The organism is Allosphingosinicella sp. (assembly GCF_059502505.1).
Genome location: NZ_JCACEU010000014.1, coordinates 944406 through 968960, shown reverse-complemented (window position 1 = coordinate 968960; position 24555 = coordinate 944406). Strand labels below are relative to the sequence as shown.

At 67.4% G+C, this 24555-nt stretch carries 29 protein-coding genes; 19 read left to right on the top strand and 10 right to left on the bottom strand.

The features are described from left to right. Window positions 1–124 precede the first annotated feature (124 nt). The 3 genes from AC5JBD_RS07150 to msrA are packed head-to-tail and all read left to right on the top strand — an operon-like array spanning window position 125 to window position 3416. The gene (locus tag AC5JBD_RS07150; protein ID WP_495721063.1) at window positions 125–724 is read left to right on the top strand and encodes a response regulator transcription factor; all 600 of its coding nucleotides are present in this window, start codon (window positions 125–127) and stop codon (window positions 722–724) included. 10 nt (window positions 725–734) lie between these two features. Further along, window positions 735–2825: a PAS domain-containing sensor histidine kinase gene (locus AC5JBD_RS07145; protein ID WP_495721062.1), complete on the top strand. Its 2091-nt coding sequence runs from the start codon at window positions 735–737 to the stop codon at window positions 2823–2825. Between the two features lie 45 nt (window positions 2826–2870). Further along, on the top strand, window positions 2871–3416 hold the full coding sequence (gene msrA, locus AC5JBD_RS07140; protein WP_495721061.1) for a peptide-methionine (S)-S-oxide reductase MsrA: 546 nt from the start codon (window positions 2871–2873) through the stop codon (window positions 3414–3416). On the opposite strand, the gene AC5JBD_RS07135 is transcribed toward msrA, so the two are convergent. Beyond that, a complete protein-coding gene (locus AC5JBD_RS07135; RefSeq protein ID WP_495721060.1) occupies window positions 3401–4369 on the bottom strand; it encodes an L-threonylcarbamoyladenylate synthase in 969 nt (322 codons plus the stop codon). The genes msrA and AC5JBD_RS07135 overlap by 16 nt on opposite strands. Before the next feature lie 47 nt (window positions 4370–4416). Between AC5JBD_RS07135 and AC5JBD_RS07130 the strand changes: the two genes are divergently transcribed. Next, entirely contained in the window at window positions 4417–6144 is a 1728-nt protein-coding gene (locus AC5JBD_RS07130; protein ID WP_495721059.1) for an acyl-CoA dehydrogenase family protein, read from the top strand. Between the two features lie 7 nt (window positions 6145–6151). Here the strand turns inward: AC5JBD_RS07130 and AC5JBD_RS07125 are convergent, their stop codons facing one another. The 3 genes from AC5JBD_RS07125 to AC5JBD_RS07115 form a co-directional block, all read right to left on the bottom strand. Further along, window positions 6152–6796 (bottom strand): PilZ domain-containing protein, encoded by a 645-nt coding sequence (locus AC5JBD_RS07125; protein ID WP_495721058.1) that lies wholly within the window; start codon window positions 6794–6796, stop codon window positions 6152–6154. Between the two features lie 80 nt (window positions 6797–6876). Next, the gene (locus tag AC5JBD_RS07120; protein ID WP_495721057.1) at window positions 6877–7224 is read right to left on the bottom strand and encodes a GntR family transcriptional regulator; all 348 of its coding nucleotides are present in this window, start codon (window positions 7222–7224) and stop codon (window positions 6877–6879) included. A 63-nt stretch (window positions 7225–7287) separates the two neighbouring features. Continuing rightward, window positions 7288–7866, bottom strand: a complete 579-nt coding sequence (locus tag AC5JBD_RS07115; protein WP_495721056.1) for a nitroreductase family protein — start codon at window positions 7864–7866, stop codon at window positions 7288–7290. A 127-nt stretch (window positions 7867–7993) separates the two neighbouring features. Here AC5JBD_RS07115 and AC5JBD_RS07110 point away from each other — a divergent pair, with 127 nt between their 5' ends. The 4 genes from AC5JBD_RS07110 to AC5JBD_RS07095 are packed head-to-tail and all read left to right on the top strand — an operon-like array spanning window position 7994 to window position 13109. Then, complete coding sequence (locus AC5JBD_RS07110) at window positions 7994–9592, top strand: peptide MFS transporter (protein ID WP_495721055.1); 1599 nt, start codon at window positions 7994–7996, stop codon at window positions 9590–9592. After that, window positions 9593–11008, top strand: coding sequence for an amidohydrolase (locus AC5JBD_RS07105; protein ID WP_495721054.1), 1416 nt, complete (start codon window positions 9593–9595; stop codon window positions 11006–11008). Then, complete coding sequence (locus tag AC5JBD_RS07100; RefSeq protein ID WP_495721053.1) at window positions 11005–12414, top strand: amidohydrolase family protein; 1410 nt, start codon at window positions 11005–11007, stop codon at window positions 12412–12414. Before AC5JBD_RS07105 ends, AC5JBD_RS07100 begins: the two co-directional genes overlap by 4 nt. Beyond that, window positions 12411–13109 carry an NnrU family protein gene (locus AC5JBD_RS07095; protein ID WP_495721052.1) on the top strand — a complete coding sequence of 233 codons (699 nt, stop codon included), beginning with the start codon at window positions 12411–12413 and terminating at the stop codon, window positions 13107–13109. Before AC5JBD_RS07100 ends, AC5JBD_RS07095 begins: the two co-directional genes overlap by 4 nt. A gap of 6 nt (window positions 13110–13115) precedes the next feature. Here AC5JBD_RS07095 and AC5JBD_RS07090 read toward each other — a convergent pair whose 3' ends face one another. From AC5JBD_RS07090 to AC5JBD_RS07070, 5 genes are all read right to left on the bottom strand, one after another. Then, window positions 13116–13496: a hypothetical protein gene (locus AC5JBD_RS07090; protein ID WP_495721051.1), complete on the bottom strand. Its 381-nt coding sequence runs from the start codon at window positions 13494–13496 to the stop codon at window positions 13116–13118. An 85-nt stretch (window positions 13497–13581) separates the two neighbouring features. Then, entirely contained in the window at window positions 13582–14019 is a 438-nt protein-coding gene (locus tag AC5JBD_RS07085) for a hypothetical protein (RefSeq protein ID WP_495721050.1), read from the bottom strand. 19 nt (window positions 14020–14038) lie between these two features. Beyond that, complete coding sequence (locus AC5JBD_RS07080) at window positions 14039–14428, bottom strand: hypothetical protein (protein ID WP_495721049.1); 390 nt, start codon at window positions 14426–14428, stop codon at window positions 14039–14041. 95 nt (window positions 14429–14523) lie between these two features. Then, window positions 14524–15045 (bottom strand): DUF1003 domain-containing protein, encoded by a 522-nt coding sequence (locus AC5JBD_RS07075; RefSeq protein ID WP_495721048.1) that lies wholly within the window; start codon window positions 15043–15045, stop codon window positions 14524–14526. 103 nt (window positions 15046–15148) lie between these two features. Beyond that, complete coding sequence (locus AC5JBD_RS07070) at window positions 15149–16411, bottom strand: dicarboxylate/amino acid:cation symporter (RefSeq protein ID WP_495721047.1); 1263 nt, start codon at window positions 16409–16411, stop codon at window positions 15149–15151. Window positions 16412–16495: 84 nt separating this feature from the next. On the opposite strand from AC5JBD_RS07070, the gene glmM reads away from it, so the two are divergent. From glmM to rnhB, 4 genes are all read left to right on the top strand, one after another. Continuing rightward, on the top strand, window positions 16496–17836 hold the full coding sequence (glmM, locus tag AC5JBD_RS07065) for a phosphoglucosamine mutase (protein WP_495721046.1): 1341 nt from the start codon (window positions 16496–16498) through the stop codon (window positions 17834–17836). Further along, complete coding sequence (locus AC5JBD_RS07060) at window positions 17836–18063, top strand: DUF1272 domain-containing protein (protein WP_495721045.1); 228 nt, start codon at window positions 17836–17838, stop codon at window positions 18061–18063. Before glmM ends, AC5JBD_RS07060 begins: the two co-directional genes overlap by 1 nt. A 93-nt stretch (window positions 18064–18156) precedes the next feature. Further along, window positions 18157–19320: a bifunctional hydroxymethylpyrimidine kinase/phosphomethylpyrimidine kinase gene (thiD, locus tag AC5JBD_RS07055; protein ID WP_495721044.1), complete on the top strand. Its 1164-nt coding sequence runs from the start codon at window positions 18157–18159 to the stop codon at window positions 19318–19320. Between the two features lie 70 nt (window positions 19321–19390). Then, on the top strand, window positions 19391–19993 hold the full coding sequence (rnhB, locus tag AC5JBD_RS07050; protein ID WP_495721043.1) for a ribonuclease HII: 603 nt from the start codon (window positions 19391–19393) through the stop codon (window positions 19991–19993). Window positions 19994–20079: 86 nt separating this feature from the next. Here rnhB and AC5JBD_RS07045 read toward each other — a convergent pair whose 3' ends face one another. Further along, a complete protein-coding gene (locus AC5JBD_RS07045; protein WP_495721042.1) occupies window positions 20080–20334 on the bottom strand; it encodes a hypothetical protein in 255 nt (84 codons plus the stop codon). A 222-nt stretch (window positions 20335–20556) separates the two neighbouring features. Between AC5JBD_RS07045 and AC5JBD_RS07040 the strand changes: the two genes are divergently transcribed. The 7 genes from AC5JBD_RS07040 to AC5JBD_RS07010 all read left to right on the top strand — a co-directional run bounded on the left by AC5JBD_RS07040 (window position 20557) and on the right by AC5JBD_RS07010 (window position 24485). Beyond that, window positions 20557–21156: a YdeI/OmpD-associated family protein gene (locus tag AC5JBD_RS07040; RefSeq protein WP_495721041.1), complete on the top strand. Its 600-nt coding sequence runs from the start codon at window positions 20557–20559 to the stop codon at window positions 21154–21156. Next, the gene (locus tag AC5JBD_RS07035; RefSeq protein ID WP_495721040.1) at window positions 21143–21763 is read left to right on the top strand and encodes an adenylate/guanylate cyclase domain-containing protein; all 621 of its coding nucleotides are present in this window, start codon (window positions 21143–21145) and stop codon (window positions 21761–21763) included. The genes AC5JBD_RS07040 and AC5JBD_RS07035 overlap by 14 nt, the downstream gene beginning before the upstream one ends. A 39-nt stretch (window positions 21764–21802) precedes the next feature. After that, a complete protein-coding gene (locus AC5JBD_RS07030; protein WP_495721039.1) occupies window positions 21803–22372 on the top strand; it encodes a NifU family protein in 570 nt (189 codons plus the stop codon). Window positions 22373–22378: 6 nt separating this feature from the next. Continuing rightward, window positions 22379–22984: a tRNA (adenosine(37)-N6)-threonylcarbamoyltransferase complex dimerization subunit type 1 TsaB gene (gene tsaB, locus AC5JBD_RS07025; protein ID WP_495721038.1), complete on the top strand. Its 606-nt coding sequence runs from the start codon at window positions 22379–22381 to the stop codon at window positions 22982–22984. Then, window positions 22984–23454, top strand: a complete 471-nt coding sequence (gene rimI, locus AC5JBD_RS07020) for a ribosomal protein S18-alanine N-acetyltransferase (protein WP_495721037.1) — start codon at window positions 22984–22986, stop codon at window positions 23452–23454. The genes tsaB and rimI overlap by 1 nt, the downstream gene beginning before the upstream one ends. A gap of 111 nt (window positions 23455–23565) precedes the next feature. Further along, window positions 23566–23988, top strand: a complete 423-nt coding sequence (locus AC5JBD_RS07015; protein WP_495721036.1) for a Ros/MucR family transcriptional regulator — start codon at window positions 23566–23568, stop codon at window positions 23986–23988. A gap of 74 nt (window positions 23989–24062) precedes the next feature. Further along, window positions 24063–24485, top strand: a complete 423-nt coding sequence (locus AC5JBD_RS07010) for a Fur family transcriptional regulator (protein WP_495721035.1) — start codon at window positions 24063–24065, stop codon at window positions 24483–24485. The last annotated feature ends 70 nt before the right edge of the window (window positions 24486–24555 follow it).

The window sequence follows — 24555 nt, the reverse complement described above, 5'->3', positions numbered from 1 at the left end:
ATTTTCGGGGGGTGCGACGGAAACGGCCGTCTCTGTTGACTATCCTACACAGGCACCGGAATGTCCGGCGCCCCCGACCTGGGACTGTGAAGGAATCTGCTTGCCATCCCAATATGTACATGTGGTGGACGATGATCGCGAGGTCCGCCGCTCGCTGAGTTTCATGCTCGGTTCCGCCCAATTCCAGTCGCGCCCCTTTGCCAGCGGAAGCGATCTGGTCGAGAGTCTCGACGAGCTGCAGCCGGGCTGCGTGCTGCTCGACATCCGCATGCCCGAGATGGACGGCTTCCAGGTCATGAATGAGCTCGCCAGCCGCGGCGTCGACTGGCCGGTGGTGGTGATGACGGGCCATGGCGAGGTCCCGGTTGCGGTCCGGGCGATGAAGCTCGGCGCCGTCGACTTCCTTGAAAAGCCGTTCGAGGAAGACGTGCTGCTCGGCAGCCTCGAGCGCGCCTTCGGGCTGCTCAAGGAGCGCGGCGAGAAAGCGGAGCGCAAGCGCGTCGCCGAGGGACGTATCGCGGTCCTGACCCTGCGCGAGCGCGAGGTGCTTCGCGGCCTGATGGCCGGCATGCCCAACAAGATGCTGGCGCGGCGGCTCGACATCAGCCTGCGCACCGTCGAGATGCATCGCGCCAACATGATGGAACGGCTTCAGGTCGGCAGCCTGGCCGAGGCGCTGACCCTTGCCGTGCAGGCGGGAGTGGAGCCGCTCTCCGACGAATGAGGCCGCTCTGATGCGGGAGGCTTCGGCACCGACGAACGAAGAAGCGCGGCGCGAGCGGGTCGCGATCCTGCAGTCGGGCGGCGCTGCCGAGCTTCAGACCGTTCTGGCGGGTGCCGACCTTTGTGCGGACATTGCCGCCGCCGACGATATCGCGGCCGGTATCCGATCGGGCGAGCTGGATGCGGCCATCATCGGGCCCGACGCGCTGAGATCCCCGCCGCTCGCTGCGGCGATCGAGGCGCAGCCACCCTGGTCGCACTTCCCCTTGCTGCTGGTCGCGGAGCGGGAGGAGCTGCGGCGGGATGGACTAGCGGTCGAAGCGCTCGGCTGGATGGTCTTGCTGGAGCCCCCGATCGAGCCACCGCTCCTCCTCGACATGGTGAAGGCGGCGCTTCGTTCCCGCGCGCGGCAGCGGCAGGCCGGGCGCGATTTCAGGCTGCGCGCGGAGGCCGAGGCGCAGTTCCGGGAGCAGGCCCAGGAGCTTCGAGACAAGATCAGGGAGCGAATGAACGATCTGCGGGCCGCCCATGAGCGGCTGGTGCGGGAGGTCGGGGACAGGCGGGCGGCGGAGGCCCGCCTGCGGGAGAGCGAGGAGCGCTATCGCCATACGATCGAGCTCAGCCAGCAGATGGCCTGGACCGCGGATGCCGACAAACGGCTGACCTCGGCCAGCTCGGCCTTCAGCGAAACGACCGGCATTTCGCCCGATGTCGATCCGCAAGTCGCCTGGCTGGCGGTGGTCCATCCGGAGGACCTCAAAGAGGTGGCTGCGCGCTGGAATGCGGAGCCCGAGGCGCCAGGGCCCCGCACCGCGGAATTCCGCATGAAGGTCGCCGACGGCTCATACCGGCTGTTCCGTGCCCGCAGCGTCCCCAAGCGCGACGAGGCCGGCCAGATCCTGTGCTGGTACGGCTATACGGAGGATATCACCGACCAGAAGGCGGCTGAGCAGGCGCAGCGGGAGGCCGAGGAGCGCTATCGACTGGCGGCGCGCGCTACCGACGATGCCGTCTGGGATCACGATTTGCTGAAGGGGGAAGTCTACTGGATCGACTCGGCTTCCGCGTTCCTCGGCTTCCCCGCAGGGGAAGGCGGTACGTTGGCGAGCTTCTGGCTGGACAACATCCATCCTGAGGACCGGGAGCGCGTTGTCGCCAATGCCTATGGCAGCATCGAAGCGGGTCTCAGTCGCTGGTCGTCCGAATATCGCTTCCGCAGCCGGGGTGGCCACTATGTTCAGGTGCTCGACCACGGCTTCGTTATCCGCAACGATGCGGGTGAGCCGATCCGCGCCGTCGGCTCAATGGCGGACGTCAGCGAGCGACGCCAGGCCGAGGCGGAGCTGAAGCGCATGCAGGCGGAGCTGATCCAAGTGTCACGCCACAGCGCAATGGGGGCGATGGCGTCGACGCTGGCGCACGAGCTCAACCAGCCGCTCACGGCGGTGGCAAGCTATGTGCGCGGCGGGCTGCGGCTGCTCGAAGGCGCGGAAGAGCCGGTGCCCCCCGACGTGCGCGCGGCGCTCGAGGCGGCCGAGGCGAGCGCGATCAAGGCCGGCCAGATCGTCCGCGGCCTGCGCGAGCTGGTCTCGCGCCGCAGCGGCAAGATGAAGCGGCAGGACTTGGCCAAGATCATCGAGGAGGCCAACGTGCTCGCCCTGGTCGACGAGCAGGCGCACGGGCTCACGCATCGCGTCGTTGTCGATCCGGCAGCTCGGTGGGTGGAAGCCGACAACATCCAGATCCAGCAGGTTCTCATCAACCTGATCCGCAACGCGATCCAGGCGATGGCGGAGTCCCCCCAACGCCACATCACCATCGCGACGCAGCCCGGCCCCGACCATATGATCGAGGTGAGCGTCGCCGACACCGGCCACGGTCTTCCGCCGGGTGCCGGCGGCGCCCTCTTCTCCCCGTTCAAGAGCGGCAAGGCGGAGGGAATGGGGATCGGCCTCTCGATCAGCCGCACCATCGTCGAGGCGCATGGCGGGCGAATCTGGGCCGAGGATGGGCCCGGGTCAGGCGCCGTCTTCCGCTTCACGCTCCCGGCTGCAAAGGAGTCTTCGGCTGCCAAGGAACGCAGGACTGCGACGAAGGCTTAACAGCGCGAGCCTCCGCCCCCATCTGTGGGCGGAAGGAGAATTTACATGGCCGAACAACAGGCAATTCTGGCGGGCGGATGCTTCTGGTGCACCGAGGCGGTGTTCAACGACGTGGTCGGCGTCTCAAAGGTCGAGAGCGGCTACACGGGCGGCCAGGTGACCAATCCCACCTATCGCCAGGTCTGCGGTGGCGATACCGGCCATGCGGAGGCGATCCGCGTCACCTTCGATCCCGAGGTGATCGGCTTCGACGCGCTGCTGGACATCTTTTTCGCGACCCACGACCCGACCCAGCTCAACCGCCAGGGCAACGACGTCGGCACCCAGTATCGCTCGGCCATCTTCCCCATGGACGCGGAGCAGGAGGCGGCTGTCCGCGCCGGCATCAAGCGTGCCCAGGCCGACTGGACCAATCCGATCGTCACCACCGTCGAGCCGCTCGCCGATTGGTATCCGGCCGAGGATTATCACCAGAGCTATTGGGAAGGCGAAGGCCAGCGCAATCCATATTGCCTCGCCACCATCCCGCCCAAGCTCAAGAAGCTCCGCAAGAGCTTCCAGAACCGCCTGAAGGATCAGGCCGTCGCCTGACGCGGCGCGGCTGCCCGGCGCAGGCGATCGTTGATCGCCGCGCCGAGGCCCTGCGCCGGGATCGGCGCCACCGCGATCCGGGGCCGGTCCGCCTGATCGGCTCGATGCAGGGCGGCGAAGAGCTTTGCCGCCGCCTCGCCGAGGTCGGCGGACGGGCTGAGATTGTCGTCGCCTGCGACCCCTCCGAACCCGATCAGCCATTCGTCCGGCGCCGCGGCACCGGCATCGAGGCGAAGCGGCTTGGTGGGCGCATAGTGACTTGCCAACTGCCCCGGCGCCTCGATGCCGCGTGGCCGCCCACTGGTGGCAAGGCGTGCCAACGCCGCCAGCTCGGCAAAATCGATCGGTCCCGGGCGGAGCAGTCGCAGCCCCTCGTCATCGACCGCGACGATGGTTGATTCCAGGCCAAGCGACGTAGGTCCGCCATCGATCACCAGCGGAATGCGACCATCGAGAGAGGCGAGCACATGCGCCGCCGTGGTCGAGCTGATCGTGCCGCTCGCATTGGCCGACGGCGCTGCCAACGGCAGGCGCGCGGCGGCGAGCAGCTCCTGCATCACGGGATGGGCCGGACAGCGCAAAGCCACCGTGGGCAGCCCGGCGGTGACGGCGTCGGCGATCCGCGCGTCTCGCCAGAGCGGCACCACCAGCGTCAGCGCGCCCGGCCAATAGGTCCGCGCGAGCGTCCGTGCGGCCGGAGAGAATGTTCCGATCGCCTCCGCCTCTTCGAGCTGCGCGACATGGACGATCAGCGGGTTGAAGCCCGGCCGGCCCTTCGCCTCGTAGATCCGCGCCACCGCCTCCGCGCTGGTCGCATCGGCCGCGAGTCCGTAAACCGTTTCGGTCGGCACCGCGACCGGCTGCCCCTCCCGGATCAGCCGCGCCGCCTGGTCGATCGCGGCCTTTCCGTAAGGGACGACGTGGGTGCGAAAGGGCCGGTTTGGAGCGGTCACAGGGCCGCGCTATAGCCGCCCCTCACGTCACGCAAGCGGGGCCTCCCATGACCTATACGCCGCCGATCGCCGAGCAGCGCTTCCTGCTGGAGCATGTGGTGAGGCTGAGCGAGCTCGCCGGCCACAATGCTTTTGCCGAGGCCACTCCGGATCTGGTGGATGCGATCCTGGAGGGCGCCGGCGCGTTCGCCGCGGGCGAGTTTGCGCCGTTGAACCGCCTGGGGGATCAGGTCGGCGCCCGCTGGAGTGAGCAGGGCGTCACCATGCCGGAGGGATTCCGGGAAGCCTATCGCGCCTATGTCGAAGGCGGGTGGGGCACGCTCGCCGGTCCGGTCGAGCATGGCGGCCAAGGCCTCCCCTTCACCCTCGCCACGATCGTCATGGAGGACCTGACCTCGGCCAACATGGCATTCTCGCTGATCATGATGCTCACGCCGGGCGCGGTGGAGGCGCTGAAGCATCACGGCTCTCCGGAGCTCCAGAGCACCTGGCTGCCCAAGCTGGTTACGGGCGAGTGGAACGGGACCATGAACCTCACCGAGCCGCAGGCCGGCTCCGACGTCGGCGCCCTGAAGACTCGCGCGGCTCCGAACGACGACGGCACCTACTCGATCAAGGGCCAGAAGATCTTCATCACCTTCGGCGAGCACGATTTGACCGACAATATCGTGCACCTCGTCCTCGCCCGCCTGCCCGACGCGCCGCCCGGCACGAGGGGCATTTCGCTGTTCCTCGTCCCCAAATTTCGGCTCGATGCGGACGGCCGCCCGGCCGGGGCCAACGACGTCCGCTGCGTTTCGATCGAGCACAAGCTCGGCATCAACGCCTCGCCGACCTGCGTCATGTCCTACGGCGATCATGACGATTGCCTCGGCTGGCTGATCGGCGAGGAGAATGGCGGCATGCGCGCGATGTTCACGATGATGAACAATGCCCGCCTCAACGTCGGCCTCCAGGGAGTGGCGATTGCCGAACGGGCGACGCAGGGGGCGGTCGCATTCGCCCGCGAAAGGCTGCAGTCGGCTCGAGCCGGAGCGCCCGGCCGGGAGCCGGTCGCGATCATCAGCCATCCGGACGTGCGGCGCATGCTGCTGCGCATGAAAGCGCTGACCCAGGCTGCGCGGGCGCTTACATATTATGCGGCGGGCCTCACCGACCGCGCCACCCTGGGTGACGCCGATGCGAAGGCGCGCGTCGACCTGCTGACGCCGTTGGTCAAGGCCTACGGCACCGATGTCGGCGTCGAGGTGGCGAGCCTCGGCGTGCAGGTCCATGGCGGCATGGGCTTTGTCGAAGAAACCGGTGCCGCCCAGCATCTGCGCGACGCCCGCATCGCCCCCATCTACGAAGGCACCAACGGCATCCAGGCCGCGGACCTGGTCGGCCGCAAGCTAGGGCTGGAGGGCGGGGCCGTGCTCGCGCGACTGCTCTCCGACATCAGGTCCGAGGCCGGCGCTGAAGCTGAGTTGGTGGCACTGGTCGACGCCTGCGAGGAAGCGGCGGCGCATCTAGCCTCCGCTCAGACGGACGATCGGCTGGCTGGCTCCTACCCCTTTTTGACTATGCTTTCGGTCGCGGTGAGCGGCTGGCTGATGGCCCGGCAGTACGCCGCAGCGGTGAGCAGCGATGCCGATCCGGATTTCCTGGCGCTCAAACGAGCCGCCGCACGCTTCTACATCGAGCAGATCGTCCCGGAGGCGGAGGGTCTCAAGGCGGCTGCGACGGCCTCGTCAGCGGTTCTCTACTCGCTGCCCGACGCCGCCTTCGCCGCCTGATCCGCGCTCAGGACCTGAGAAGGCGCGCCTTCAGCTCGGCGGTGCGGATCGTTGCCGCGGCCGCGAGCCGATCGTCCGACAGGAGGACCTGCGCGATCTCGCCGAGGAGTGCGGCGGCGCGGCGGCAGTTCTGAAGCGATGCGTTATGGCGGTGCACGATCGCCGGGTTTGCCGTGAGATCCATGCCGACCGTCTCGACCAGCCGGCCGATATAGGCGATCTCCTCGCCCACCCGTTTCGAGAGACGGTCCTCCAGCCCCGCCGCCGATCCTTCGGCGACAAGCCAGGCTGGAAGCGGTCCCGTAGTCCGCTCCTCCTGCTCCCGGGCGGGCTCGGGCGGCGGCGCGGCGCGAAGGGTGGACCCCACCCATTCCTCGATCACGACCGGCTCGTCGAACTTGACGCCGCAGCGGTTCGGCTTGGACCAGACCACCTGCGCGCGCGCAGAGTGGAGATTGCGCAGGATCTCCACCGTGGCGCCGGCCTCGGGCATGGCATCGCCTTCGACGAGGGCGCCAGAGCGCGACAGGTTCCTGATCCTGACGTCGGCCGATAAGCCGGACGTGACGATCGTGGCCGCCAACATCACTCGAGAGCGATGCTGGACGCTCCTCTTGTCGCCCTCGATCTCGTCTATCTTGGCTTCAATCATCCCGCCCATACACCCAGCGTGCAGGATGCCATTACAGCCCAATCCTTAAAAGAACTTGGCCCCGCGGGTGGCGCCGGCGATCAGGCGAGCGCGCGGTCGACCAGATCTGCGACGTCGAGGTCGAGGCGGCGGATATGGGCCGCGATGGCCGGCCAGCGCTGCTCGAGGAATTCCTTGCGGGCGCTGGCGCGAAGGCGCTCGGCGGCGCCGTCGGCGACGAACATGCCGACGCCGCGCCGGACCACGATCAGTCCCTCGTCCTGGAAGGTCTGGTAGGCCTTGGCGACGGTCAGCGGGTTGGCGCCATGCTCGGCGGCGAGGCTGCGCACCGACGGGAGCGGATCGCCGTCCTTGACGCTGCCGTCGAGAATCTGCGCGGCAATGGTGTCGCGAAGGCGGAGGTAAACGGGACGGTCGTCATTGATCATTGCCTGATATAGTGTGCTAATACAGTCACGGGGTCAAGCAAATTCCGGCCCTACGCCCGCGTGTCAGGGCCGCCACTCCGTCACCACGTCGCCGAGTTCGGGCCGGGGCCGCTCTTCAAGTTCGGCGGCCGGGGTGCCGATGAAGACGAAGCCGGCGATCACTTCATCGCCTGTCGCGAATGCACGCCTGACCTCTTCCGAGAAAGCCGCCCAGCCGGTCACCCAGCCGCCCACGAAGCCGAGCGCATGGGTGGCGTTGAGCAGGTTCATCAAGGCGGCACCGCAGGAGAGCTGCTGCTCCCAAAGCGGGATCTTGCTGCTCTCGACCGGCTTGAACAAGGCGACGACCAGGGCCGGGGCCTGGTGGGCGAAACGCTGCGTGGCCTCGATCTCGAGCCGGCCGGGTTCGGGATGGTCGATCCGGTAGGCGCGCAGCAGCAGCTCCTCGAGCGCGCCCCGATCCGCCTTGCGCACCACCACGAACCGCCAGGGCGCGAGCTTGCCGTGATCGGGCACCCGCGTCGCGACCGACAGGATCTCGCGCAACTGCTCCTCGCTCGGCCCCGGCTCGACGAGGTCGCGCGGCCGCCCCGAGCGGCGCGTCCTGAGCAGGGACAGGGTCGAGGAGCGGTCGTTCAGCATGTCGGGCCGGGTGCCAGCATCCTTCTGACAGTGCAACAATCTGCTTCACATGTGAGTTTAGGACGCTAGTTTGCGCGCCCTAAGCGCTGCCCCATGAGAGCGGCGCACTGTATGGAGTAGCGAGCCAGTGGCAACCAACCCCTACGTCGCCGAAGAGGGTCGTACGATCCTGGGCCACCCCCGCGGCCTCTTCGTCCTCTTCTTCGCCGAAATGTGGGAGCGCTTCTCCTATTACGGCATGCGGGCGCTGCTGATCTTCTATCTGACGCAGCACTGGCTCTTCTCGGACGAACGCGCCTCGATCATCTACGGCGCCTATACCGCCCTGGTGTACATCACGCCCGTGATCGGCGGCTACATAGCCGATCGCTATCTCGGGCAGCGAAAGGCGGTGCTGTTCGGCGCGGTGCTGCTCACCTTCGGCCACTTCCTGATGGCGTTCGAGGGCAATGGCGGTCAGGAGGATGCGACGATCAACGCCTTCTGGCTGGCGCTGGCCTTCATCATCGTCGGCTCCGGCTTCCTCAAGGCCAACATCTCGGTCATCGTCGGCCAGCTCTACCCGCGCACCGACGTCCGCCGCGACGGCGCCTACACCATCTTCTACATGGGCATTAACCTCGGCGCGGCGATCGGCACCCTGATCGCCGGCTATCTCGGCCAGACCTATGGCTGGGGCTACGGCTTCGGCGCAGCGGGCCTCGGCATGCTGCTCGGCCTCATCGTCTTCATGTGGGGCAAGCCGCTGCTGATGGGCCGCGGCGAAGCCCCGGACCCGGCGCGGCTGCGCTCGACCGTCGCCGGCATGAAGTTCGAATGGTTCCTCTACCTTACCGGCATCGCCGCGGTTGCGATCGTCTGGGCGCTGATCCAGTATCAGGAGCTGGTCGGCTCGCTGCTCGGCATCGCCGGCGGCATCCTCGTCCTCTACGTGCTCTTCACGGCGGTGTTCAAGCTGCCGGCCGAGGACCGCGACCGGATCTTCGCCGCGCTCTACCTGATCCTCGGCTCGATCCTGTTCTGGGCTCTGTTCGAGCAGGCCGGCTCCTCGCTCAACCTGTTCACCGATCGCCATGTCGACCGCGGCGGTGTCCCCGCCTCGATCTTCCAGTCGATCAACCCGATCTACATCATCCTGCTCGGCCCGCTCTTCGCGTGGCTGTGGACGGCGCTCGGGCGGCGCGGGCTTGAGCCGCCGGCGCCGGCCAAGTTCGGCCTCGGCGTGATTCAGCTTGGTGCGGGCTTCCTGGTGCTGGTCGCCGGCGCCAATGCGGTCGGCCTCGGCAACGCCACGCCGGTCATCTTCATCTTCCTCATCTACCTGCTGCACACGACCGGCGAGCTCTGCCTGTCGCCGGTCGGCCTCTCGGCGATGAACCGGCTGGCGCCGGCGCATATGGCGAGCCTGATCATGGGCACCTGGTTCTTCGCCTCGGCGACCGGCAATTTCGCCGCCGGCCTGATCGCGGCGGCGACCGGGTCCGGCCATGGCACCGGCGAGGGCGCGGCCAAGGAGACGGTCCTCGAAGTCTATTCGACCATCGGCTGGACCGCGGTCGGCGTCGGCGTGGCGATGGTGGTCATCTCGCCGCTGATCAAGCGGCTGATGCACCTCGACACCCTGCGCGACGAGCGCATGGCGGGCGATGCCGAACTCGCCGAGCCGATCGCGCCCGGCATTCCGCGCGATCCCAACCTCGAAACCGTCCCCGGAGTCCGCAACTAGATGAAAAGAACGGCACTGGCCGCGCTCGCCGCGGCCACCCTGCTTTCCGCCTGTTCCACCACCTCCAGCCGATCAGAAGACCGAGCAGCGACGGCGTCCGACGGGGCGCCGGCACGGGCCGCCGTCGAGCCTTTCCCCTCCACCTACCGACCCTATCCCGGGGTCGTGACCGCCATCACCGGCGCCACCATCTATGACGGCGAAGGCGGCCGCATCGAGAACGGCACGGTCGTGCTTTCGGACGGGCGGGTGCAGGCGATCGGCGGGGCCGACACCGCGATCCCCGACGGCGCCACCCGCATCGACGCGGCAGGCAAATGGGTGACGCCGGGCGTCATCGACATCCACAGCCACCTCGGCGACTATCCGAGTCCGTCGGTGGAGGCGCATCAGGACGGCAACGAGATCACCGGTCCGGTCCGGTCCGAAGTGTGGGCCGAGCACAGCGTCTGGCCGCAGGACCCCGGCTTCGCACGGGCGCTGATGAACGGCGGCGTCACCAGCCTCCACATCCTTCCCGGCTCGGCAAACCTGTTCGGCGGCCGCGGCGTGACGCTCAAGAACGTCTATGCCCGCACCATGCAGGGCATGAAGTTCCCCGGCGCCCCCCACTCACTCAAGATGGCGTGCGGCGAGAACCCCAAGCGCGTCTATGGCGGCCGCAACCAGATGCCCGGCAGCCGCATGGCGAACGTCGCGCTGATGCGCCAGACCTGGGCCCGCGCCCAGGAATATGATCGCAAGTGGGACAAGTACGAGCGCGACGGCGGCGAGGCGCCGGCGCGCGACCTCCAGCTCGAGACGCTGCGCGGCGTCCTCGACGGCGAGATCCTGGTCCAGAACCACTGCTACCGCGCCGACGAAATGGCCAACATCATGGATATGGCCAAGGAGTTCGGCTACAAGGTCAGCGCCTTCCACCACGCCGTCGAAGCCTACAAGATCGCCGATCTCCTGCGAGAAAACGGCGTCTGCGGCGCTCTCTGGGCCGACTGGTGGGGCTTTAAGATGGAAGCCTATGACGGGATCGAGGAGAATATCCCGTTCGTCCACAATGCCGGCGCCTGCGCGATCGTCCACTCCGACGATCCCAACGGCATCCAGCGCCTCTACCAGGAAGCGTCCAAGGCACTCGCCAACGGCCGCCGTGCCGGGATCAACATTTCGGACGAGATCGCCTGGACCTGGCTCGCCATCAACCCGGCCAAAGCGCTTGGCATCGCCGACCGCACTGGCAGCCTCCGCCCCGGCAAGATGGCGGACGTGGTGCTGTGGAACGGCAATCCGCTGAGCGTCTACACCCGCCCCGAGCGCGTCTGGATCGACGGCGCCCTGATGTATGATGCCAACGACCCGAGCCGCCGCCCGGTCAGCGACTTCGAACTCGGCCAGCCCGGCGAAGGGGACGTGAAATGAAGCCGGTTTTCGCAGCAGCCAGCGCACTTGCCCTGAGCCTCGCCGCCTCCCCTGCCCTCGCCCAGACCGTGGCGATCACCGGCGGGACAGTGGCACTCGGCGATGGCTCCGCGCCCATCCAGGGCGGCACCGTCGTGATCCGGGGCGGCCGCATCGTCGCCGCGGGCCAGGGCGTCGCCGTTCCCGCCGACGCGCAGCGTGTCGACGCGACCGGCAAATGGGTAACGCCGGGTCTCGTCGCCGGCTTCTCCCGCGTCGGGCTGCTCGAGGTCGATGCAGTCGGCGGATCGAACGACGTGCAGGCCGCCAACTCGCCGTTCAGCGCGGCGATCGACGTTGCGCCGGCGATCAACCCGCGCGCATCGAACGTTGCCGTCAGCCGCGCGGGCGGCGTCACGCGCGCCATCGTCGCTCCAGCCACTGCGAAGAGCATCTTCGCCGGCCAGGGCGCCGTGATCGATCTCGGCTCCGACATGCAGCCGATCACCCGCGCCCGCGCCTTCCAGTTCGTCGAGTTCGGCGAGGCAGGCGCCGACAGCGCCGGCGGCAGCCGCGCCGCCACTTTAGCCTTGTTTCGCAATGCGCTTCGCGAAGCCCGGGATCTCGGCCGGTCCGACAGAATCGCCTCTTCCGGCGGTCAGCGCGAAGCAAGCGCATCGGACCAGCGCGACTTCCCGCTCGAGGAAGTGCCGGATCCGAACAGCCCGCTGCTAGGCGCGGATGCGAGGCGCTCCGACGACGTCCTCCTCACCCGCTTCGACGCGGCGGCGCTCGTGCCGGTTCTCACCGGGCGCCAGCTCCTCCTCGTTCATGTCGAGCGCGCCAGCGACATCCTCCAGGTGCTCGGGCTGAAACGCGAGTTCCCGAACTTGCGCATGGTGCTGGTCGGCGCCACCGAGGGCTGGACCGTGGCGGACCGCATCGCTGCCGCCCGAGTGCCCGTGATCGCCAACGCCCTCGTCGACCTGCCCAATTCGTTCGAGCAGCTCGCCGCCACCCAGTCCAACATCGGCCGCATGCGCGCAGCCGGGGTGACGGTCGGCATGGGAATGATCAACGAGGACGAAGCCCGCCAGGTGCGGCTTTCGCGCCAGAATGCCGGTAACCTCGTTGCTCTAGGCAAGGTTCCGGGCGCTTCGGGCTTGAGCTGGGGCGAGGCGCTGGCGACGATCACCTCGCTTCCGGCCGAGGCGCTCGGACTCGGCGGCGAGATCGGGTCGCTCCGCGCCGGCCGCCGCGCCGACGTGGTGATCTGGGATGGCGACCCGCTGGAGCTGACCTCCGTTGCCGAGGTGGTGCTGATCGACGGCGTCCAGCAGCCGCTCGAGAACCGGCAGACCAAGCTCAGGGACCGCTACCGCGACCTCAGCGAGCCGAACCTGCCGCCGGCCTACGATCCGCGGTGATCAGCACCGTCAGCCTCGCGCTGGCGACCCTCGCCTTCGTCGGCACCCACCTCGCGATGTCGCACCCCTATCGGGGGCGGCTGATCGGACAGCTGGGCGAAGCGAGTTTCCGCTTGCTCTACTCGCTCGTCGCATTCGTGACGCTCGGCTGGATGATCTGGGCCTGGCAGGATGCCGACAACATCCCGCTATGGACGGCGCCGGACTGGGCCTGGACCGCAGGATCGATCGTGATGCTGGTCGCCAGCATCCTCCTGGTCGGCTCGTTCATGGGCAACCCCGCCTTCCCTCATCCCGGCGCGGCGAAGCTGGCGGTGAAGCCGGCGCGCGGGGTATTCGCAATCACCCGCCACCCGATGAACTGGAGCTTCGCGCTCTGGGCGCTGGTCCACCTCTCGATCTACGGATCGCCGCGCAACCTCATCGTCGCCGCCGGCATCCTGATCCTCGCCTTGGCCGGATCGATCGGACAGGACCGCAAGAAGCGCGCGGTGATCGGCCGGAAATGGCAGGACTGGGAAGGGCGGACGTCGTTCGTCCCCTTCGCCGCGCTGCTGCGCGGCCGCGCCAGATGGAATGCCGCCTTCCCCGGTTGGATCGCGCTCGGCGGCGGCTTGCTGCTGTGGCTGCTCGTCACCACCCTCCACGCGCCGAACGCGTCGCTGCCTCGCTGGCTCGGCCTCAACCTCGGCTGAAACGGATCAGGACGCTGCCGGATCGGCGGGAGCGGCCGGAGTGGCACCGTTCGAGGTGAACAGCAGGCAGGAGCCGAAGCCGAGCGCCACCAACTCGAGCGTGAAGCGCAGGTCCGTCCGGACAAGGCCGCGCGGCTCCAAGATGACGTAGATGATCTGCGCGACCGCGACATAAGCGACGCAGAAGGCGCCGATGCGGAGCAGGCTGCGCTCCTCCCGGTCGAAGAAGATCGCCCAGAAGATGCCCAGCAGGATGATGATCATCGCGCCGATGCCGACGGTGCCCCAGACATTTAGCAGCCCGAACGCCCAGAGGAAGATGATGATGGCGGCCACCAGGGCGGCGGCCTTCAGACAGGCAATCGCCAATTGACCTAGCAGCCGCATCTCTATCCTCCGGCTCGCCGCCGCAAACAGATGACCCGTCGCCGAAGCTGCTGTCAATGGAAAGGGAGGATCGGCGGTTGGAGGCTTATTCTGCCGCCTGCTGGCGGGCGGTGTAATGCTCGATGATCTTGCGCTTCATTTCCTTGCGCACGGCATTCATGTTGCCGCTGAAGTCCTCGACCGCCCAGGGATATTCGATCCGCCAGCGGTTCAGGGCCATGTGCGTCGCCTTGGCATCGCCGTTGCCGGTCGGGATGTAGATGATCGTCGGCGGCACCTTCTTCTCGGCGGCGTAGCGCTCCTCGATCCGACGGTTCATCTCGTGCTGGAGCGACTCCCGGTTGCCGAAGAATTCCTGCGTGTCCCACGGATAGCTGATCAGCCACACGTCGCCGTGCCGGTTGAGCGCTTCGACGTCGCCATATTTGGTCGGAATGTAGACGACCTCCTTCGGCATGCTCGGCGGCGGAGCCGGCTGGGCGGCGCGGCGCTTCAGATACTTGCCGAAGTCGAAAATCGTCATCGATCCGCTCCTTGTGAACTTAGTTGGCACTGATCCTGCGGCTGGGCCTGCGGCGGATGAGGTGCAGCGCGAAGGCGGCACCGGCCGCGGCGGCGGCGAACGGCAGGGCAAGCTGAGGCACCTCATAGGCGGCGCTGGCGGTGACCAGCACGGCGAGGAAGATGAAGAGGCCACGCCCGTTGCTGGTCGAGATGGCGCGATATTGGAGCAGGCCGGCCACGAGGTGGTAGGCGGCCCAGCTCAGCGCAAAGCCGAGCGCCGCATAGGCCGGGAGCAGCAGCATCGGATCGGGCAGCCCAAGTCCCGCCGGGGATACCGCAACGAGCGCATTGCCGCTCCGCACTGCCAGGTAGGTGGCCCCCAAAGTGGGAGCGGCGACGATCGCCGCGTCTGCGCTCAAGCTCCTCATTTTTCGAAACTTATCACCGCTCCGAGCGGCCCGCCATCGGGCCGCGCAGCGGGAAATGCGGCTGTCCCGGGCGGGGACGGAAAGGCAATGAACTCTTAGGTCGGCCGCTCCGTCGTCTCGATGGCGTCAAGCACCGCTTCGGGCGCGACGTTGCGCTTCAACTCCTCCACATCTTCTCCGGCGACGTGGTGGAGGCCCAGATGATCGCTGATCGCCGACACCATCGCCACCAGCTTCGTCACCTCATGTTCCGACAGGAGGTTGATCTGGAGGTCGAGGTCGGCGCGCTTGTCGGCCGCGGCTGCCATCCGGTTCTGGCTGATCAGGACGAAGGTGGAGAGGAAGATCGCCTCCACCGATGCGATCATCGCCAGCACGACGAAGCTCTCGTCCCATTGCGGCACCCCCGGCACCCAGCCGAGATTGGCCACGATCCAGAAGCCGAACACCGTCAGGTGCAGGTAGACGAAGCGCATGCTGCCGGTGAAGCGGGTGATCGCTTCCGCTATGCGCTCCTCAAGGCTCGCATTGGCGGCTTCGGCGAGGCGCCGCTCCTGAAGGGCGCTGATGTTGCGCGCGAGGGCTCGATTGAGGCTGCCGGGCTGCGGCGGCTGCACGGTCGGGCCGAAGCCGCCGCCCTTCCCATCATGTTCGGAAACGCCGATGACCTGGCTCCCTGAGCTGGTTCGGCGATAGAACCGCCAGCCGGAGGGGCGGTTCCTAGGCGGCGGTTGCCGGCTCGGCGCTGCCCTCCTGCGTCTCCCCGGACTGCCGGCTGACCGTCGTCGTGACCGCCACGTCCATCATCACGTTGCCAAGCGTGCGGATGATGTCGGGCAGCACTTCGACCGCGATCAGGATCGCCAGCGCCTCGATCGGCACGCCGAGCACCAGGCAGATCGGCGCGATCGCGGTGATGAAGCTCACCTGCCCCGGCAGGCTGACCGATCCCATCGAGGTCAGCACAGCGGCGAAGATGGCGACCGCATATTGCGCCGGCCCGAGCTCGACCCCGAACCAGCTGGCGACATAGAGCGCGACTGCCAGGTTCATCGCCGGGCCGGTGGCTCGGAGCAGGGCGACCGCCAGCGGCAGGACGATGCCGGCGGTGCGCTCCGGCACGCCGAGTTGCTCGGACTTCTTCAGCATGATCGGCAGGCAGGCGAGCGAAGACTGGGTGCTGATCGCCAGCGCCTGGACCGGCGCGATCGTGCGTGCGAAGCGGCCGAGCGGCAGCCGTCCGCCGAACACCGCCAGCGGATAGGCGAGCAGCGACATGACGACGCCCACGGCCGAGACGACAAGGATGTAATGGATGACGGCGCCGAACGCGGCCGCGCCCGATCGCGCGCCGACGACGAAGGCGAGCGCAAAGACGCCGATCGGCGCCAGCTTCAGCACCCATTCGATGACGATGATCATCGCGTCTGCCAGCGCGCTGAAGAAGCTGGTGAGCACCGTGCGGGTCTCGACGGGCAACCGCGTCACTGCAAAGGCGAAGACGCCGGTGAAGATGATCAGCGGCAGGATCGCGTCCTCGGCCGCCGCCGAGATCGGATTGATCGGCACGATCGAGCGCAGGAAATCGGCGAAGGGCGGCACCTCGCCCACTTCGGCGGTGGTGGTCAGCGCGTTGCGCAGCGCCAGCGCGGACGCTTCCGGCATCGGCGCGATCGACAGGAAGAGCGGCGTCAGGATCGCGCCCATGATCGCCGACAGGGTCATCAGGGCGACGATCCAGGCGAGCGCGCGCCCGGCGATGGCGCCCGCCTTGGCTGCCGCCGCAGTCTGGGCAATGCCGGTCACCAGCAGCGCCACCAGCAGCGGCACGATGGTCATGCGAAGGCCGTTCAGCCAGAGATTGCCGATCGGGTCGGCGACGCTCGCCGCCCCTGCCGCGAAATCGGGTGCCCAGCGGAACGCCGCGATGCCGAGCAGGAGGCCGGCGGCCAAAGCGAGAAGGATACGTGTGGCCTGCGACATGCTCGCCCTTTTGCTCGTTACGCGCTATCAGCGCCATTCATGGCAGCAGCCAGCGCGACAAGCAAAAACGGAAGCAAGCTGTAGATGACGCGTAAGTTTTTCGGCACGGACGGGATCCGGGGCCGCACCAACCAGATGCCGATGACCGCCGCCATGGCGCAGCGCGTCGGCCAGGCCGCGGGCGCCCACTTCCTGCGCGGCGACCACCGCCACCGCGTCGTGATCGGCAAGGATACGCGCCTTTCCGGCTACATGATGGAATCGGCGCTGATTTCCGGCTTCACCAGCGTCGGCATGGACGTGGTGATGGTCGGCCCGGTGCCGACGCCGGCGGTGGCCATGCTCGCCCGTTCGATGCGCGCGGACCTCGGCGTGATGATCTCCGCCAGCCACAACCCCTATATCGACAACGGCATCAAGTTGTTCGGCCCCGACGGGTTCAAGCTCACCGACGAGGACGAGGCCGCGATCGAGCGCCTGCTCGATGAGGAGCCGAAGCTCGCCCCCGCCCCCGAGATCGGCCGCGCTCGCAAGATCGAGGATGCCCGCGGCCGCTATACCCACGCCGCCAAGCTGACCTTCCCCGAGCATCTCCGCCTCGACGGCATCAAGGTCGTGGTCGATTGCGCCAACGGCGCCGCCTATCAGGTCGCTCCGGCGGCGCTGTGGGAGCTGGGCGCCGACGTGGTCGCGATCGGCGTCTCGCCCAATGGCCTCAACATCAATGACAGCTGCGGATCGACCGACACGCGCCTGCTCCAGGCGACTGTAGTAGAAGCGGGCGCCGACGTCGGCATCGCGCTGGACGGCGATGCCGACCGGTTGATCGTGGTCGATGAGACCGGCCGGGTGGTTGACGGCGACCAGTTGATGGCGCTGATCGCCGCCTCCTGGCAGCGGCACAAGAGGCTGCGCGGCCGCGGGATCGTTGCCACTGTCATGTCCAACCTCGGCCTCGAACGCTATGTCGAGGGTCTCGGCCTGACGCTCGAGCGGACCAAGGTGGGCGACCGCTACGTGCTTGAGACGATGCGCCAGAAGGGCTTCAACGTCGGCGGCGAGCAGTCCGGCCACATCATCCTCTCCGATTATGCGACCACGGGCGATGGGCTGGTCGCCGCGCTGCAGGTGCTCGCCGAGCTGGTGGTGAGCGGCAAGCGGGCGAGCGAGCTCCTCCATCTGTTCGATCCCCTGCCCCAATTGCTCAAGAATGTCCGCTTCGAAGGGGGCGCCACGCCGCTCGAAGCCGCGCCGGTCCAGGCTGCGATCAAGGAGGGCGAGGCGCGGCTCTCCGGCACCGGCCGGCTCCTCATTCGCAAGTCGGGCACCGAGCCCCTGATCCGCGTGATGGCAGAGGGTGAGGACGAGAAGCTCGTCGCTGAGGTCGTCGACCAGATCTGCGAAGCGGTGAAGGCCGCCGCCTGATGCTGGCGATGCGTCCCGACTGCGAGCGCTGTGGCCGCGGCCTCCTCCCTCAGGCGAACGACGCACATATCTGCTCCTTCGAATGCACCTTCTGCACCGAGTGCGTGGAAGGGCCGCTCGCCGGCACCTGCCCCAATTGCGGTGGGAACCTCCAGCCTCGCCCTACCCGAGCCGAGCATCTTCTCGATCGCCACCCCGCGTCCACGGAGCGCAAGTGGCGCGGTTAACGCGCTATTGCGGGCGAAGGGAAGCAATCCAGCAATGGCTTTGACGCCAGTCTGGATTGCTTCGCCGCTCCGCTCCTCCCAATAACGGTCCCAATGACAATCCCGCGCATCCTGATCATCGCCGGCTCCGATTCCGGCGGCGGCGCCGGCATCCAGGCCGACATCAAGACGGTCACCATGCTTGGCGGCCACGCCATGACCGCGATCACCGCGATCACGGCCCAGAACACGCTCGAAGTGGCGGACGTCATGCCCGTGCCAGCTGAGATGGTGCTGAAGCAGATCGATCTTGTCATCGACGATATCGGCGTCGACGCGGTCAAGATCGGCATGATCGGCTCGCCCGAGACTGCGCGAGCCGTCGCCGAACGGCTGGCACGCCTCCAGGACGTTCCCATCGTCTTCGATCCCGTCATGGTGGCATCAAGCGGATCGACGCTGGCTGACGATGCAACCATCGCCGCATTCCGCGAGCTGATGGACGTCGCCACAATCGTCACCCCGAACCTGCCGGAGCTGGCAACCCTGTCGCATGGCGACGATGCGGTCAGCGCCGCGCTGAAGCTGGTCTCGGATCATCGCTGCGCGGTGCTGGTGAAGGGCGGCCACGACAAGGGCGAGGCGGTGGCTGACGCCCTGATCGAAGACGACAACATGACGAGTTGGCAGGGCAGCCGCATCCAAGGCGACGACACGCACGGCACCGGCTGCACCCTGGCGACCGCGATCGCCGTCTATCTGGCGCTCGGCGCGTCCCTGCCCGCGGCGGTCGACCGCGCCCGCGAGTTCGTCCGCCTGGCGCTGCGCGAGGCGCCGGGGCTCGGACGCGGCAGCGGACCGCTCGGCCATGCCAATGTGCGCCTCGACTGCGGCGAGGCGCCGCGGCTCAACCAGGTGACCGTCGGATGCAGCGACTATGTCGAGTCCGTCGCCTTCTATCGGGCACTTGGTCTGCGACTGATCGTCGACAGCCCGCCCGATTACGCCCGATTTGAGTCGATGGGCGGCGCGACCCTTTCGATCCACGACGTGGGGCAGGAGAGCGGGCCCGGCAGTACGACCATCTACCTCGAATCGGAGGATCTCGACGGCGATGTCGAGCGGCTCGCCCGCTTGGGGCTCACCTTCGAGCATGGACCCGTCAAGCAGCCGTGGCTGTGGCGGGAGGCGAGGCTGCGCGATCCGTTCGGCAACATGGTTTGCCTCTACAAGGCGGGCGAGAGCCGTCGCTATCCGCCCTGGCGGGTCGCCGACTGATCCACAATTTTCTGGCGCCGAGGAGCGCTTGGCGCTGGCGGCGCCGGCAAATGGTTAATAGGCTGAGCCGATGGCCCGTCCCTGCTTCAAGATAGAACGTGAGTTCCCCGAGCCGCTCGCCGGCGTAGATGAAGCGGGCTGCGCGCCGCTGGCGGGACCGGTGGTCGCCGCCGCGGTGGTGCTGGACCGCAACCGCTTCCCGCGCGGACTCGACGACTCGAAGGTGGTGCCGGTGAAGGAGCGAGAGTCGCTCTACGCCCGGCTCAAGTCCCAGGCGCGGATTGGCGTCGGCATCGCCACCGTGGAGGAGATCGACAGCCTCAACATCTACTGGGCGCGGATGCTGGCGATGACGCGCGCGGTCGAGGCGCTGGGCTTCGAGCCGGCCTGGGTGCTGGTCGACGGCAACGCGACGCCGCGCTGGAGCCGCCCGTCCAAGGCCGTCGTCGGCGGCGACGCGAAGTGCCGGTCGATCGCGGCCGCCTCGATCATCGCCAAGGTCACGCGGGACCGGATGATGGCGGATTATTGCGCGCAGTATCCGGGCTACAATTGGTCATCGAACAAAGGCTATCCGACGCCGGATCATCGCCGCGCGCTGGCGGAGCTCGGCCCGACGCCGCTCCACCGCCGCAGCTTCGCGCCGGTGCGGCAGCATCTGCTCCCGCTCTAGCACCTGACGAAAATCGGGCCGGCAGCGCGAACGCGACCGACCCGAAGTTTGACCCGCGAGAAAGGAGAAACGCGGGCCAGGGCAGCTCAGGAAGCGAAAGAAGGGAAAGCCGGCTTGTAGTTGCGGCTGTGGGTCCCCGGTCCCCGCGCAGTGGCTTCGGCGAGCGGCAGCGCCGTCGCGCAGAAGCCGCATTCGGCGGAGACCCGGCCGACATACCAATGGGTGCGCCCGCAGGACGGGCAGTGATTCACTTGATTCTCGCGATAGACGACGAGGTAGCCGCGGGCGGCGGGATCATGCGGGAAGGCCTTGTCCTGCCCCTGGATCATCTGGCTCAGCATCTTGTTTCCCTCCGCTTGGAACGCAAAGCGACATCGCTGCTATTGAACTCATTATCCGCCCGGAATGATCCTGCTGTCACCTCCCCAAAATGCGCACGTCCCGAAAGGACACGCTGCCGTGCCGGAAATTAAAACAAAGAGTTCAAGGACATAGTGAAGACGCTGTTAACCGTCCGCAGCTTGCTCCAGACTGCAGGTGCACCGGTCAGGGAGGAGAGTTGGATGCCGAGGGACGAACGTGTCGACGCCTATATCGAGCGGCAGGCCGAGTTCGCCAGGCCGATCCTGACCATGCTCAGGGAGACCGTCCACGCCGCCTGCCCCGCCTGCGAGGAGACGCTGAAGTGGAGCATGCCGGCCTTCACATACAAGGGCAGCATCCTCGCCAGCATGGCGGCCTTCAAGGCGCACGCCACCTTCGGCTTCTGGCAGGCCAAGCAGGTCGTCGGCGAAACCGGCAAGGAACGCGAGGCGATGGGCACGTTCGGCCGCCTGACCAGCGTCGGCGATCTGCCTGACGACGCCACCATGCACGCGCTGGTGGCGAAGGCGATGGCGTTGATCGACAGCGGCGAAAAGGCGCCGCGGCCCGTCAAGCATCCTAAGCCGCCGCTCGAGACGCCGACCGATCTCGAACAGGCGCTAGCGGCGAACCGAGCCGCGCGGGCGACCTTCGACGGCTTCCCGGAGTCGGCGCGGCGCGACTATCTCGACTGGCTGGCCAACGCCAAGCGGCCGGAGACGCGAGCCAAGAGGCTCGCCCAAGCCGTGGAATGGATGGCGGAAGGCAAGAGGCGGCACTGGAAATATGAAGGATGCTGAGCCGCCGCTGAGGCGCAACAGCCACGCCAATCTGGATCGCATCCTCCGCGAGATGATGGAACGCCCGGAGGCGCAGGAGGAGCTGACCCGCGAGATCGACGAGCAGTTCGGCGAGACCCGCGCCGTGCTCGTCCTCGACATGAGCGGCTTCTCGCGGACCACGCAGAAGCGCGGCATCACTGCCTTCCTGCTGATGATCCACCAGATGCGGCTCATCGCCACGCCCACGATCGAGGAGAATGGCGGCATCGTCGTCAAGGCGGAGGCGGACAATCTTTACTGCCTGCTCGGAAGCGTCACGGGCGCCGTGACGGCGGCGCGCGAGATCATGAAGCGGCTGGACGCCGCCAACCTGCTCCTGCCCGAAGAACGGCGCCTCTATGCCTCGATAGGCATCGGCTGGGGCCGCATCCTCAACATCGACGAGCGGGACATGTTCGGCGACGAGGTCAATCTCGCCAGCAAGCTCGGCGAGGACGTGGCCGAGCGCGGCGAGATCCTGCTGACCGCGGCGGCGCAAGTGGAGGCCTCGGCGGCCGGCCTGCAGACGCGGGCAGAGGCGATCAGCATCTCCGGCCTCAGCCTCTCCTATCACGCGCTCGTCTGATGCCTTGATCGCACCCCTCTTCCAGCCCACATGGGCGTCATGCTGATCCAGACCGAACCGACGCCGAATCCGGCCACCTTGAAGTTCCTCCCCGGCCAGACGGTGATGACCGGCGGGACGCGCGATTTCGCAACGCCCGAGGAAGCGGAAGCCTCGCCGCTCGCCCATGCAATCTTCTCGATCGGCGACGTGGACGGCGTGTTCTTCGGCCGCGACTTCATCTCGGTCACCGCCGCGCCCGGCGTCGAGTGGCGGGAGCTCAAGCCGCAGGTGCTCGGCATCCTGCTCGACCATTTCTCGAGCGGCGCGCCGTTGTTCAACCCCGGCAACGCCGCAGGCATTGCCGTCCCATCCGCCGAGATGGAAGATGATCCCGCCGATGCCGAGATCGTCGCGCAGATCCGTGAGCTGATCGAGACTCGCGTACGCCCCGCGGTCGCGCAGGATGGCGGCGACATCGTCTATCGCGGCTTCCAGAAGGGCACGGTCTATCTGGCGCTGCACGGGGCCTGCTCGGGCTGCCCCTCCTCGACCATGACGCTGAAGAACGGCATCGAGGGCTTGCTCAAACATTACGTTCCCGAGGTCGAGACGGTCGAGGCCGTCTAAGCCAGCATGGAGCTGGTGATCGACAGCGCGACCGCGGCCTGCTCGGTCGCGCTGATCGACGGCGAGACGCTGATCGACGAGCGGCACGAACTGGTCGGCCGCGGTCATGCCGAACGGCTGGTGCCGATGATCGAGGAATTGCTCGCTGGCCGCCGCCCGCGCTCCATCCTGGTCGATTGCGGTCCCGGCAGCTTCACCGGCCTCCGCGTCGGCCTCGCCGCCGGACATGGGCTCGCGATCGGCTGGCGGGTCCCGCTGGCCGGCTACTCTTCGCTGACGCTGATCGCCGCAAGCGCGACCGAAGGCGAGAGCGAATATGCTGTTGCGCTCCAGGGCGGACACGGGCAGCTTTTTGTCCAGACCTATGACCGAGACCCGATCTCCCCACGCGACGCCCTGCGCTCGCTGCTGCCCGACCGAGCGGCAGCGACGGTCACCCCACACATTGTCCTCGGATCGGGAGCGGAGGCGCTGGTGAGCGCGCGCGGCTACGGACGGGCGATCGACGTCCTCCCCCGTGCCGCCGACGCACGCCTGCTCCCCGTGTCGCAGCGCGCACTCGATCCGCGGCCGATCTACGGCCGCGCTCCCGACGCAAAGCCGATGGTCTGATGGCCGAGGGCATCTCCATCGCCGAAGGCGGCATTGCCGACCTTGAAGCCGTCATGCGGGTGATGGAGGACAGTTTCGATCCCGCTTATGGCGAAGCATGGACCTCGGCCCAATGCTCGGGGCTGATGCCGATGCCGGGCGTCTGGCTCAGCCTGGCGCGGGAGGGGGACGAGGTGGTCGGGTTCGCCCTCGCCCGCATCGTCATCAGGGAAGCCGAATTGCTGCTGCTCGCCGTCCGGCATGACGGTCGGCACAAGGGCATCGGCCAGATGCTGCTCGACCGCTTCACGCTCGTCGCGACAAGCCGCGGCGCCGATCGGCTGCACCTCGAAGTCCGGGACGGCAATCCGGCAATGAAGCTCTATGCCAGAAGCGGCTTCGCAGAGGTTGGACGCAGAAAGAACTATTATACAGGCCGGGATGGTCAGATTTACGATGCGCTGACCTTGACGAGAGCGGCGACGATCTAGCACATCTCGTGCATTCAAGTCTTTTATGCTTGTCAAAGGGGGTGGGAGCGCTCATTTGCGCAGCACGGACTCCCCCCGCCACTATTCAGACAAGAGAGTAATAGGCTTTCCATGGACGAGAACATCAACCTGAACGAGACTTTGATCACGCTCACTGCCGACATCGTGTCTGCGCATGTCAGCAACAATAGCGTCGCCGTCAACGATCTTCCGCAGCTGATTCAGAATGTTCACAACGCGCTGAGTGGACTTGGCGCGCGCGCCCCCGAACCGGAGGTGAAGCCCGAGCCGGCCGTTTCGGTGCGCTCTTCGGTCAAGCCCGACTACATCGTCTGTCTTGAGGACGGCAAGAAGCTGAAGATGCTGAAGCGGCATCTGATGACACACTATCAGATGACCCCGGACGAATATCGGACCAAGTGGGGCCTCAGCGCCGATTATCCGATGGTTGCGCCGAATTATGCCGAGCAGCGCCGCACGCTCGCCAAGAAGATCGGGCTCGGCACCAAGCGCCGCCGCACCGCCCGCAAGTAAGGCCGGAGTGCGCCGGGGCGGCCTCGCCCCGGCCGTTTGACGCGGCCTCTCATTGAGCTAAAGCCGGTGGCGGAATGACACGCAGGATCGACATCGAGGCTTTGTGCGCGGAGAAGGGCCTCCGCATCACTGAGCAGCGGCGGGTGATCGCGCGCGTGCTGTCCGAGGCCGAGGATCATCCCGATGTCGAGAAGCTCCACGAGCGGGCCTCGGCGATCGATCCGGGCATCTCCATCGCCACCGTCTACCGCACCGTTCGTCTGTTCGAGGAAGCGGGCATTCTGGAGCGCCACGATTTCGGCGACGGCCGCGCCCGCTACGAGGCGGCGCACGAGACTCATCACGACCATCTGATCGACGTCGAGACCGGCACCGTGATCGAGTTCGTCGACGAGGAGCTGGAGGCGCTGCAGCGCCGCATCGCCGAGAAGCTCGGCTTCCGCCTGGTCGACCATCGCATGGAACTCTACGGCGTGGCTCTCAGCCGCAAGCAGTGAGATCGCGTCGCTGATACGGATCGTCCTACGGATTGCCGCCATCGCCGCGGGGCTGCTGGTCTGCCTGCCG

Bases quoted from the DNA above. Each gene is read 5' to 3' on its own strand.
- msrA (WP_495721061.1), top strand. From the start codon at position 2,871: ATGGCCGAACAACAGGCAATTCTGGCGGGCGGATGCTTCTGGTGCACC.
- AC5JBD_RS07145 (WP_495721062.1), top strand. From the start codon at position 735: ATGCGGGAGGCTTCGGCACCGACGAACGAAGAAGCGCGGCGCGAGCGG.
- glmM (WP_495721046.1), top strand. From the start codon at position 16,496: ATGACGCGTAAGTTTTTCGGCACGGACGGGATCCGGGGCCGCACCAAC.
- tsaB (WP_495721038.1), top strand. From the start codon at position 22,379: ATGGAGCTGGTGATCGACAGCGCGACCGCGGCCTGCTCGGTCGCGCTG.
- AC5JBD_RS07070 (WP_495721047.1), bottom strand. From the start codon at position 16,411: ATGTCGCAGGCCACACGTATCCTTCTCGCTTTGGCCGCCGGCCTCCTG.
- thiD (WP_495721044.1), top strand. From the start codon at position 18,157: ATGACAATCCCGCGCATCCTGATCATCGCCGGCTCCGATTCCGGCGGC.
- rnhB (WP_495721043.1), top strand. From the start codon at position 19,391: ATGGCCCGTCCCTGCTTCAAGATAGAACGTGAGTTCCCCGAGCCGCTC.
- AC5JBD_RS07125 (WP_495721058.1), bottom strand. From the start codon at position 6,796: ATGATTGAAGCCAAGATAGACGAGATCGAGGGCGACAAGAGGAGCGTC.
- AC5JBD_RS07090 (WP_495721051.1), bottom strand. From the start codon at position 13,496: ATGCGGCTGCTAGGTCAATTGGCGATTGCCTGTCTGAAGGCCGCCGCC.
- AC5JBD_RS07035 (WP_495721040.1), top strand. From the start codon at position 21,143: ATGAAGGATGCTGAGCCGCCGCTGAGGCGCAACAGCCACGCCAATCTG.
- AC5JBD_RS07120 (WP_495721057.1), bottom strand. From the start codon at position 7,224: ATGATCAATGACGACCGTCCCGTTTACCTCCGCCTTCGCGACACCATT.
- rimI (WP_495721037.1), top strand. From the start codon at position 22,984: ATGGCCGAGGGCATCTCCATCGCCGAAGGCGGCATTGCCGACCTTGAA.
- AC5JBD_RS07115 (WP_495721056.1), bottom strand. From the start codon at position 7,866: ATGCTGAACGACCGCTCCTCGACCCTGTCCCTGCTCAGGACGCGCCGC.
- AC5JBD_RS07085 (WP_495721050.1), bottom strand. From the start codon at position 14,019: ATGACGATTTTCGACTTCGGCAAGTATCTGAAGCGCCGCGCCGCCCAG.
- AC5JBD_RS07105 (WP_495721054.1), top strand. From the start codon at position 9,593: ATGAAAAGAACGGCACTGGCCGCGCTCGCCGCGGCCACCCTGCTTTCC.
- AC5JBD_RS07080 (WP_495721049.1), bottom strand. From the start codon at position 14,428: ATGAGGAGCTTGAGCGCAGACGCGGCGATCGTCGCCGCTCCCACTTTG.
- AC5JBD_RS07030 (WP_495721039.1), top strand. From the start codon at position 21,803: ATGCTGATCCAGACCGAACCGACGCCGAATCCGGCCACCTTGAAGTTC.
- AC5JBD_RS07060 (WP_495721045.1), top strand. From the start codon at position 17,836: ATGCTGGCGATGCGTCCCGACTGCGAGCGCTGTGGCCGCGGCCTCCTC.
- AC5JBD_RS07010 (WP_495721035.1), top strand. From the start codon at position 24,063: ATGACACGCAGGATCGACATCGAGGCTTTGTGCGCGGAGAAGGGCCTC.
- AC5JBD_RS07045 (WP_495721042.1), bottom strand. From the start codon at position 20,334: ATGCTGAGCCAGATGATCCAGGGGCAGGACAAGGCCTTCCCGCATGAT.
- AC5JBD_RS07130 (WP_495721059.1), top strand. From the start codon at position 4,417: ATGACCTATACGCCGCCGATCGCCGAGCAGCGCTTCCTGCTGGAGCAT.
- AC5JBD_RS07015 (WP_495721036.1), top strand. From the start codon at position 23,566: ATGGACGAGAACATCAACCTGAACGAGACTTTGATCACGCTCACTGCC.
- AC5JBD_RS07100 (WP_495721053.1), top strand. From the start codon at position 11,005: ATGAAGCCGGTTTTCGCAGCAGCCAGCGCACTTGCCCTGAGCCTCGCC.
- AC5JBD_RS07040 (WP_495721041.1), top strand. From the start codon at position 20,557: ATGCCGAGGGACGAACGTGTCGACGCCTATATCGAGCGGCAGGCCGAG.